Source organism: Oceanibaculum sp. (genome assembly GCF_022449305.1).
In the GTDB taxonomy this organism is placed as follows: Bacteria; Pseudomonadota; Alphaproteobacteria; order Oceanibaculales; family Oceanibaculaceae; genus Oceanibaculum; species Oceanibaculum indicum.
On the sequence record NZ_JAKUSO010000007.1, the window covers coordinates 69,481 to 79,611 of the forward strand.

Here is a 10,131-nt window from a genome sequence, read left to right on the forward strand (position 1 = left end):
ACATGCTGACCATCCCCTGCCCCTGGTGCGGCGACCGCGACGTCCACGAATTCCGCTATGGCGGCGAGGCGCACCTGAAGCGCGAGAGCCGGGCCGATGACCTTTCCGACATGGAATGGGCGAATTTCCTGTTTCTGCGCACGAACCCGAAGGGCGACCATGCCGAACGCTGGTACCACGCGCATGGCTGCCGGCGCTGGTTCAACGCCATCCGCAACACCCATACGGATACGGTGCTGGCTGTCTATAAGCCGGGCGAGAAAAAGCCGGAGGTGCGCAAGTGAGCCAGTCACACCGCCTTCCCGATGGCGGCCGGATCGACCGGTCGCGCACGCTTTCCTTCCTGTTCGACGGCAACCGCTATGAGGGCCATCCCGGCGATACGCTGGCCTCGGCACTGATCGCCAATGGCGTGCATCTGGTCGGGCGCAGCTTCAAGTACCACCGGCCGCGCGGCATCTTCTCCGCCGGATCGGAGGAGCCGAACGCGCTGATCCAGCTTGGCCTCGGCAACCATACCGAGCCGAACCTGCGCGCACCGCAGATCGAGCTGTATGACGGGCTGGTGGCAGCCAGCCAGAACCGCTTTCCCTCGCTCGCCTTCGATCTGGGGGAGGTCAACGATATCGCTTCGCCGCTGATCCCGTCCGGCTTCTACTACAAGACCTTCATGTGGCCGAAACGCGGCTGGATGACCTATGAACGCGCGATCCGCCGCATGGCCGGGCTGGGCCGCGCGCCGGACGGGCCGGACCCGGATACCTATGAGCACCGCCACGCCCATTGCGACGTGCTGGTGGCTGGCGGCGGCGTTGCAGGCCTGGCGGCGGCGCTGGCGGCGGGCCGCGCCGGAGCGCGGGTCATCCTGGCCGACGAACAGGCGGAGATGGGCGGCTGGCTGCTCAGCGAAGGCCGGGACGGCATCCGCATCAGCGGCCGTCCGGCCACCGACTGGGTGGAAAAGACCATGGCCGAGCTGGCCACGATGGAGAATGTCACCCTGCTGCGCCGGACCACAGCCTTCGGCTATTACGACCATAACTGGCTGGGGCTGGCGGAACGCGTGACCGACCATCTGGGTCCGTTTTCGCCCGCGCATCTGCCGCGCCAGCGTCTATGGAAGGTCCGCGCGAAGCAGGTGGTGCTGGCAGCCGGCGCCATCGAGCGGCCGCTGGTATTCGCCGGCAATGACCGGCCCGGCATCCTGCTGGCCGGTGCGGTGCGTAGCTATATTGCGCGCTATGGCACACGGCCGGGCAACGCGCTGGTCGTCGTCACCAGCAATGACAGCGGCTACCTGACCGCGCTGGAAGCGCACCGGGCCGGCATCAGTATCGCTGCCATCGTCGATACACGGGCAGAGGCCACTGGTCCCCTGCCCCAGGCGGCGCGTGCGGCAGGCCTGCGGCTCTATCCGGGGCATGGCGTGATCGGCACCACCGGCCGGCTGCGCGTCGATGGTGTGCGGCTGGCGAAGCTGTCCACTGACGGCAGCCGCATCGAGGGCAAGGGTTTCGGAATTCCCTGCGACCTCGTCGCCATGTCGGGCGGCTGGAACCCCAATGTCAGCCTGTTCTCGCAGTCGCGCGGCAAGCTGAATTTCCGCGAGGCGGACGGCGTGTTCATCCCTGGCGAGGCGACCCAGCCCCTGCGCAGCGCCGGCATGGGCAATGGTGCGCTGACGACGGCTGAGTGCCTGGCGGAAGGCTTCGCCGCCGGAGCGGCAGCGGCGAACGACGCCGGCTTCACCGCCGGCAAGACGCCCAGCCTGAAGATCGAGGAGCCGGAAGTCCCGGCAGCATCGCCGATCTGGCTGCTGCCGCCGGAGAAGCCGCTGGCCCGCGCCAAATGCTTCGTCGATTTCCAGAATGACGTTACCGCCGCCGACCTGAAGCTGGCGGCGCGCGAGGGTTTCCGCTCGGTCGAGCATGTGAAGCGCTACACCACCACCGGCATGGGCACCGATCAGGGCCGCACCAGCAATGTGAATGCGCTGGCGATCCTGTCGGCAACGCTGGGGCAGGATATCCCGGCGGTCGGCACCACCACCTTCCGCCCGCCCTATACGCCGGTCGCCTTCGGCGCCATCGCCGGGCGCAATATCGGCAAGCTGTGCGACCCGGTGCGGCGCACGCCGATCCATGGCTGGCACGAAGCGCAGGGTGCGAAGTTCGAGAATGTCGGCCAGTGGGTGCGCGCCTGGTACTACCCGAAGGCGGGTGAGGACATGCACGCCGCCGTGAACCGCGAGGTGAAGGCGGCGCGTACCGGTGTGGGCATCCTGGATGCCTCCACCCTCGGCAAGATCGAGGTGAAGGGGCCGGACGCGGCGGAGTTCCTGAACCGCATCTACACCAACGCCTGGCTGAAGCTCGGCATCGGCAAGGCGCGCTACGGCCTGATGCTGCGCGAGGACGGCATGGTGTTCGACGATGGCGTGACGGTGCGGCTGGCGGAGGACCGGTTCCTGATGTCCACCACTACCGGCAATGCCGCGCAGGTGCTGGTGCATCTGGAGGATTACCTGCAGACCGAATGGCCGGAGCTGAAGGTCTATCTCACCTCGGTGACCGAGCAGTACGCCACCATCACCATCAACGGGCCGAAGAGCCGCGAGCTGCTGGCGGGCCTGACATCCGACATCGATACGGATAACGAGGCCTTCCCGCATATGAGCCTGCGAGAGGGCACCGTCGCCGGCATCCCGGCGCGGGTCATCCGCATCAGCTTCACCGGGGAGCTGTCCTACGAGATCAATGTCCGCGCCAGCCGGGGCCGGGAGCTGTGGGAAGCGCTGATGCAGGCGGGCGAGCCCTTCGGCATCACCCCCTACGGCACCGAGGCGATGCATGTGCTGCGCGCCGAGAAGGGCTTCATCATCGTCGGGCAGGAAACCGACGGCTCGATGACGCCGGACGATCTCGGCATGGGATGGATCGTCTCGGCGAAGAAGCCGGATTTCGTCGGCAAGCGCTCGCTCGCCCGCTCCGACACGGTGCGCGAGGGGCGCAAGCAGTTGGTCGGGCTGCTGACCGAGGACCCGAAAGAGGTACTGGAGGAAGGCGCCCATGTCGTGGAGACGGTGCTGGACAAGCCGCCCATGCCAATGCTGGGGCATGTGACCTCCAGCTATTACAGCCCGAATGTCGGGCGCTCCATCGCGCTGGCGGTGCTGAAGGGCGGCCGCTCGCTGGCCGGCAAGACCCTGTCCGTGCCGATGCCGGACCGGGTCATCAAGGTGACGGTGACCGAGCCGGTCTTCTTCGATCCCAAGGGGGAACGCGCCAATGGCTGACACGATGACGGACACGCCGGTGCGCATCGCGCCGCTGCCGGCCGGGGGCAAGCTGATCCTGCGCGCCGACGCGGCGGACAAGAAGATCGCCGCTGCCGCGAAGAAGGCACTGGGCGTCGCCCTGCAGACCGAACCGCTGACCAGCGCCGCCGGCGACAAGGCGACCGCCTGCTGTCTTGGCCCGGACGAATGGTTGCTGCTATGCGCGGAGGAGGAGCGCGAAACCCTGCAGGCCGCGCTGGAAACCGGGCTGGCCGGGCAGCATGCCGCCATCGTCGATGTCTCGGACGCCTATCTCGGTTTCGATATCGTGGGTGAAAAGGCGGGTGAGCTGCTGGCCAAGGGATGCAGCCTCGACCTGCATCTATCGGCCTTCGCGCAAGGCCGCGTCGCGCGCACCACGCTGGCGAAGGCCGATATCACGCTGCTGCGCACCGCAGAGGGTTTCCGGCTCTATGTTCTGCGCTCCTTCGCCGACTATGCCGGCCTGTGGCTGGAAGATGCGGCGCGGGAATATGGCGGCTAAAGCGGCATATCCGAGGGGCTGAAGGGCGGCATGTCAGCGAGCGCGGCGGCATGGCGCGCGGCCTGATCTTCGGTCAGGTACAGCACGTTGGTCTCGGTTGAAGCACCGAAGATATTGTACCTGTCGCCGCGGAAATTATCCGGGTTATAGGCCATCGCTTTAGCTGTCCAGCCGCGATAGCCCAGCGGGTGCAGCACGGCTTCCACCGCCTCGGCCCTGCCCCTGGTTGTCGCCTCCACGAACAGGGCGGGATGCAGCCGTTCCAGAGTGCCGGCCATGCCGCGCAGCACCTCCGCCTCCATGCCCTCCGCATCGATCTTCACCAGGTCGAGCCGGTCAAGCGCCAGATCGTCGGCGCAGATCATCGGGATCGCCTCGAAGCTGCGGGTGGTGGATTGGACATCGCGGAAATGCACCGCCCCAAAATTGCCTGCCGCCGCATAATCGACGGGTGGCGGCAAGACATGGTCTGTGCGGTCGCCGGCCAGCGCATTCAGGATCAGCACATGCGTATGGCCGTTGGCCGCCACGCTGCCGGACAGGCAGGCATGGATATAGCGCTGCGGCTCCACCGCGATCACCCGCCCCTGCTTGCCCGTCATCCGGGCGAAGGCCAGCGTATGCGCGCCCAGATTGGCGCCAACCTCCAGAATCGTGCCGCCCGGCCCGACGAAATTTCCCATCAGGGCGATTTCCGATTCTGCCCATTCGCCATAGCGCCGCAGCGATTCGCCGATGGTGGTGTCGCTGCGCGGAATCAGCATCCAGCCATGCCGCGTCTCGATCACATCGATGGCCCCAGTATGCAGCGTCGTCGGCGGAAGGAGCGCCGGCGGTGGCGGAAAGAGCGTACGTTTGACCTTGCCCGCCAGGCGACGGGCCTGCCGGGCTAGGACGATCATGGGAGAGGTCCGTTCGCTGGGTTATTCAGGCAGCACTACTATGGCGTCATCCCGCCAGGAGAGCCAGACCGGAGTACCGTCATCCAGATCCTCGCGCACCGTGCGCTCGACATTCTGCGCCGACACGGCAACCGGTGCGGCCATGCCCGGCAGCCGCACATAGAACTGGCTGCGGTCACCCAGATAGGCGGAGGTGGCGATGTTGCCCTGCACGGCGGGCAGGTTTTCCAGCGGCTTGTCCGTCGTCAGCGCCAGCTTCTCCGGCCGGATCGCGGCGATGGCCCGGCCATTCACGGCGAAGCCCGGCAGCGGCGCGCGGATCGTGCCCAGCCCCTCCGCCTCCAGCACCAGCCGGTCGGTCTCCTGCCCGCGCGGCGAGGCCATGAAGAAATTCATGCTGCCGATGAAGTCGGCCACCATGCGGCAGTTCGGCGCCTCGTAGAGTTCGCGCGGGGTCGCCACCTGCATGACCCTGCCCTCCGACATGACGGCGACCCGGCAGGACATGGTCAGCGCCTCCTCCTGATCGTGGGTCACGAACACGAAGGTGATGCCGACCTCGTCCTGGATTTGCCGCAGCTCCAGCTGCATCTTCTCGCGCAGCTTCTTGTCCAGCGCGCCCAGCGGCTCGTCCAGCAGCAGCACCTTCGGGCGCTTGATGAGGGCACGCGCCAGCGCCACGCGCTGTCGCTGCCCGCCCGACAGCTCGTTGGACCGCCGGTCGCCATAGCCGGCAAGATTGATCATCTCCAGCGCCTCGGCCACCTTGCGGTCCAGTTCCGCCTTCGGCAGCCGGTCCTTGCGCAGTCCGTAGGCGATGTTGTCGCGCACGGTAAGGTGCGGAAAGATCGCGTAGCTCTGGAACACCATGTTGGTCGGGCGACGGTTCGGCGGCACCACCGTCATGTCCTGCCCGTCGATCAGGATGCGGCCCTCGGTCGGCGTCTCGAAGCCGGCGATCATGCGCAGCAGCGTGGTCTTGCCGCAGCCCGACGCGCCCAGCAGCGAGAAGAACTCGCCGCGCTGGATCGCCAGATCGACGCCATCCACCGCCGTGAACCCGCCGAAGCGCTTGTAGATGCCCTGGATATCGATGAAGGACTCGTCTGTGCTCATGGCGATCCCATCACAAATCGGGTTGCTTGTCGGGCTGTACGCCGCGCCGCCGCAGCCATTCCGCCAGCACGATCAGCAGCGCGGAGCCCAGCAGGATCAGCGTGCCCAGCGCCAGCACGCCGGGCAGGCGCTGCGGGAAGCGCAACTGGCTGAAGATATAGAGCGGCAGAGTCGGTTCGGTGCCCGACAGGAAGAAGGCAATGATGAATTCGTCGAAGCTGATGGTGAAGGACAGCAGCAGGCTGGCGACGATACCCGGAAACACGATGGGGAAAGTCACCCGCCAGAAGGTCATCCAGGCGCTTTCGCCCAGATCCATCGAGGCCTCCTCCAGGCTGCGGTCGAAGCCCTCGAAGCGTGACATCAGCACGCCCGTGGCAAAGGGCACGCACAACAGCACATGGCCAGCGGCGACGGTCAGCAGCGAGAGGCTGAGGCCCAGCCGGTTCACCAGGATCAGCAGCGAGATGCCGAGGATGATCTCCGGGATCACCAGCGGCAGCATGACCAGCCCGAACAGCGGTCGTTGCAGCGGGAAGCGATAGCGGGTTACCGCCTTGGCCGCCAAGATACCCAGCAAAGTGCTGGCGACGGCAGTGAAGATGGCGACCTTCAGGCTGGCCGCCAGCGCATCGAACATGCGCGGGGTTTCCGCCAGCTGCGCATACCATTGCGTGGTGAAGCCCTTCAGCGGAAAGGCGACGAAGATCGAATCATTGAAGGAGAAGATTGGCAGCACGAAGATCGGCACATAGAGGAAGGCCAGATACAGGCCGGCATAGACCATGCGCAGCCGCTGCCCACTATCGCGCGTTGCCCCGCTCATTTGATGCTCGCCACGCCGCGTTTCGATAGCCAGATCGTCAGGCAGGCAATCGCAGTCACTCCCAGCATGGTGGTGATCGCCAGCGCCGAGCCCAGCGGCCAGTTGTTCGCCTTGCCGAACTGCGCCTGGATGATGTTGGCGATCATCACGCCGCCGGTACCGCCCACCATGGTCGGCGTCACATAGTCACCGACCGTCGGGATGAAGATCAGCACCGAGGCGGCGATCACGCCGGGCATGGAGAGCGGCAGCGTCACCCGGAAGAAGCGCCGGACCGGCCCGTCGCCCAGATCCGTCGCGGCCTCCAGAAGCGTGCGGTCGATTTTCTCCAGCGAGACATAGATCGGCAGGATGGCGAAGGCCGCCCAGGCATGGGCCAGCGTCACGATGACGGCGAAGGGATTGTAGAGCAGGAACTGCAGCGGCTCCGAGATCAGCCCCAGTGACATCAGCCCGGAATTGATGACGCCGTTATAGCCGAGGATGACCTTCCAGGAGAACACGCGCAGCAGGTAGCTGGTCCAGAAGGGCAGCGTAAGCAAGATCAGCCAGAGCAGCTTGTGGCGCTTCACGTCGAAGGCGACGAAATAGGCGATGGGATAGGCCAGCAGCACGGTGACCAGCGTCACCAGCGCGGAAATGGCGACCGAGCGCAGAAACAGCACGCGGTAGATCTCGCGGCTGAACACATCCTGGTAGTTCTTCAGCGTGAAGCTGGTATCCAGCGTCACATAGCTCTGCGACCAGAAGCTGTAGGCCACCATCAGGGCCAGCGGCACCGCCATCGCCGCCACCACCACGAACAGGGTGGGAGACAGCAGGGTGAAGCCGCGCAACGCCTCGCTGCGCGCCCAGAGGAGCCGTGCGCCGCCCTGAAAGCCGGCCGTCATGGGGTCGCTCAACCGCGCCTTCTCCCTCGGTTCGGTCCGCTCATGCCGAATGACGCCCCCCGGATATCACTGCTGACATCTCATGAATTCCGGCCGTCTGGCGCAGCCGGTAATCCCGTCTTCTATCTATTCGGAAAAAGCCCGGTTTCGCAAGTGCGGCAAGGCCGGTCAGGCTGCTGGAACAGCTGCCCCGGTGCTGGGAAAATGCCGCGGGAACATCCCGGTCAGGAAGGCCATGCACACCCGCCGTGCGCCATTGCGGTCGAACCGCGTCGGGGTCAGCAGCAAATCCAGCCACAGCCCGTCGGTCAGCGCCATCAGGCCGGTGGCGACATCCTCCGCCTCGACCGTCTTGTAGCCGCCCTGCACCACCAGTTCGGCGCACAGCGCCTGCACAGTCTCCAGCAGCTCGCGATCCTGGCGCTCGCACACATCCAGATAGGTCGGACGCGAACGCGCCTCGCCCCAGAAGGCGTACCAGACGGCGATCTTCTTGCGGTTGCAGACGGTGGGATGGAATTCCGCGTCGATGATGGCGCTCAGCCGCGCGGCGGGATCGCTGCCCGCCTTCTCCACCGCCGCCTTCCAGAAGCCGGTATATTCGTCGGCCAGGTGGGTGAGCGTCTCCACCAGCAGCGCATCCTTGCTGGTGAAGTGGAAATTCACGATGCCGCGCGACAGGCCGGCCCCCTCGGACACCTTGGCCAGCGTGGTGTCGGCGAAGCCGGAATGGGCGATGGAATCGATGGTGGCCTCGATCAGCTTCAGCCGGGTCGCCTCCTTGGCGGCGGCGCGCTGCGTGCCGGGGCGCTGGGGCCGGCCGGAAGTCGGCGGCGCGGTCAGGGATTTCGGCGGCCGTCCCCGCCGGGCCGTGGAACGCGGCGCTGACACCATTTCCCCTCGTACCTCCGTCCCTCCGATATGGCGGTATGTTTCGCGTAAAGCGGCGCGAAAATCCAGCGCGAAACGGAAAAGGGCGGCACCGTGCCCGACGGTGCCGCCCTATTCTGTACCCTCAGACGATCAGCGGCCCGAAAGCGCGCGGATTTCCTGCCACATGGCGACCAGCTTGTCCTTCTCCGGGATCGCCTGCTGGAAGAAGCCGCTGGCGAGGAAGCCATCAACATCCTCCGGCAGCTCGGCTGCTTCGCGCACTGCCGGATCGATGGCCTTCAGCGCCTTGGTGTTGGCCGGGCCGTAGCCCATGTCCTTCACCAGGAACGCTGTCGCCGCTTCGGAGTTGTTCGAGTCGATCAGCGTCAGCGCCTTGCCGACATCCTTGGTGTCCTTGTGCATGACGAAGCCGCAGACGAAGGTCATGACGCCACTCTTCGGGCGCAGGAACTTCACCGGCAGGTTTTCTGCCTTCATCTCGGTGTAGTGGTCGTTCCAGGTGATGGCAGCCACCACCTCGCCCGAGGCGACGGCCTGGGTCAGCGTCGTCGAATCGCTGGTCACCAGCCGCAGATTGTCGGCCAGCTTCGCCAGATGGTCGCGCAGCTTCTTCTCATTGGCCGGCGTCAGCTTCTCATAGGGGTTGATGCCCAGATGCAGGGCGGCCATCGCCACCGTATCGTCCACGCCTTCAAGGGCTGCGACCCGGCCCTTGTATTTCGGGTCCCACAATATGTCCCAGCTCTGCTTCTCGGCATATTCCGGCGCCAGGTCCGTGCGGATGGTGACCGAGGTGATGCCCCAATATTGCGGCACGAACCAGACCTTGCTGCCCTCGGCCGCCATGCCGGTGATCTTGCGCAGCGGCGGGGCGATGCTCTCCCAGGTGGACAGCTTCGTGGTGTCGATGGGCTGGATCAGCCCGGCATCGCGCCAGCGCGGCACCTCATAGGTGCAGGGCGCCATCACATCGGGCTTGAAGCCTGCCATCATCTTGGCGAAGGCCTCGTCCTCATCGGCGAACAGCGCGGATTCCGGCTGCTTGCCGTACTTCTTGGCATATTCCTCGAAGAAGGCCGGCTCGGCCAGATTCTCCCAGGTGAACAGCATCGCCTCGGCCGCTTTTGCCGGCTGTGCCTGACCGGCGACCAGCAGGAAGGCGCTGGCGACGGCGCCGGAAAGCAGTGCCCGGCTGAATGTCTTGGATCGGTGCATGAACATCTCGTCTCCCTGGATCGTGCGGGTTGATCGGCAGTCGTTTCGTCCAACAGCGGTGGCGATCAATTATTCTTTTGCACGATCCTATATCGGGCGCGTTCCCTCGCCAACGGGCATCAGCAGGCGCCGATGCCCCTTGGCGAAACCTGGCGAAACGACGAGATCAGATGAACAGCTTGCGCAGGCGCTGCGAGACCACGTCCAGCAGGCTGACCGAGACGATGATGATGATCATGACGGCACAGGTCTGGGCGAAGTAGAAGCCGCGAATCACCTCCCACAGCACCACGCCGATGCCGCCCGCCCCGACCATGCCGACCACGGTGGCCGAGCGGACATTCGATTCGAAGCGGTACAGCGCATAGGAAATCCACAGCGGCAGCACCTGCGGGATGACGCCGAACACGATTTCCTGAATGACATTGGCGCCGGTCGCGCGGATACCCTCGACCGGGCGCGGGTCG

10 protein-coding genes are annotated in these 10,131 nt (G+C 65.7%); 3 read left to right on the forward strand and 7 right to left on the reverse strand.

Annotated elements, in window-relative coordinates:
- Window positions 1–2 precede the first annotated feature (2 nt).
- The 3 genes from MK313_RS04365 to MK313_RS04375 are packed head-to-tail and all read left to right on the forward strand — an operon-like array spanning window position 3 to window position 3,821.
- Window positions 3–284 (forward strand): sarcosine oxidase subunit delta, encoded by a 282-nt coding sequence (locus MK313_RS04365; RefSeq protein WP_287780249.1) that lies wholly within the window; start codon window positions 3–5, stop codon window positions 282–284.
- On the forward strand, window positions 281–3,295 hold the full coding sequence (locus tag MK313_RS04370; RefSeq protein ID WP_287780250.1) for a sarcosine oxidase subunit alpha family protein: 3,015 nt from the start codon (window positions 281–283) through the stop codon (window positions 3,293–3,295). The genes MK313_RS04365 and MK313_RS04370 overlap by 4 nt, the downstream gene beginning before the upstream one ends.
- Entirely contained in the window at window positions 3,288–3,821 is a 534-nt protein-coding gene (locus tag MK313_RS04375; RefSeq protein WP_287780251.1) for a sarcosine oxidase subunit gamma, read from the forward strand. Before MK313_RS04370 ends, MK313_RS04375 begins: the two co-directional genes overlap by 8 nt.
- Here MK313_RS04375 and MK313_RS04380 read toward each other — a convergent pair.
- From MK313_RS04380 to MK313_RS04410, 7 genes are all read right to left on the reverse strand, one after another.
- Complete coding sequence (locus MK313_RS04380) at window positions 3,818–4,723, reverse strand: FkbM family methyltransferase (RefSeq protein ID WP_287780252.1); 906 nt, start codon at window positions 4,721–4,723, stop codon at window positions 3,818–3,820. The genes MK313_RS04375 and MK313_RS04380 overlap by 4 nt on opposite strands.
- A 21-nt stretch (window positions 4,724–4,744) precedes the next feature.
- Window positions 4,745–5,839: an ABC transporter ATP-binding protein gene (locus tag MK313_RS04385; RefSeq protein WP_287780253.1), complete on the reverse strand. Its 1,095-nt coding sequence runs from the start codon at window positions 5,837–5,839 to the stop codon at window positions 4,745–4,747.
- A gap of 10 nt (window positions 5,840–5,849) precedes the next feature.
- Complete coding sequence (locus tag MK313_RS04390) at window positions 5,850–6,665, reverse strand: ABC transporter permease (RefSeq protein ID WP_008944330.1); 816 nt, start codon at window positions 6,663–6,665, stop codon at window positions 5,850–5,852.
- A complete protein-coding gene (locus tag MK313_RS04395) occupies window positions 6,662–7,567 on the reverse strand; it encodes an ABC transporter permease (RefSeq protein WP_287780254.1) in 906 nt (301 codons plus the stop codon). Before MK313_RS04395 ends, MK313_RS04390 begins: the two co-directional genes overlap by 4 nt.
- A 156-nt stretch (window positions 7,568–7,723) precedes the next feature.
- Window positions 7,724–8,449 (reverse strand): transcriptional regulator BetI, encoded by a 726-nt coding sequence (betI, locus tag MK313_RS04400; RefSeq protein ID WP_287780255.1) that lies wholly within the window; start codon window positions 8,447–8,449, stop codon window positions 7,724–7,726.
- Between the two features lie 129 nt (window positions 8,450–8,578).
- Entirely contained in the window at window positions 8,579–9,664 is a 1,086-nt protein-coding gene (locus MK313_RS04405) for an ABC transporter substrate-binding protein (protein WP_287780256.1), read from the reverse strand.
- Between the two features lie 166 nt (window positions 9,665–9,830).
- The coding region (locus MK313_RS04410; RefSeq protein ID WP_287780257.1) for a PhnE/PtxC family ABC transporter permease at window positions 9,831–10,131 on the reverse strand (301 nt) is incomplete at its 5' end.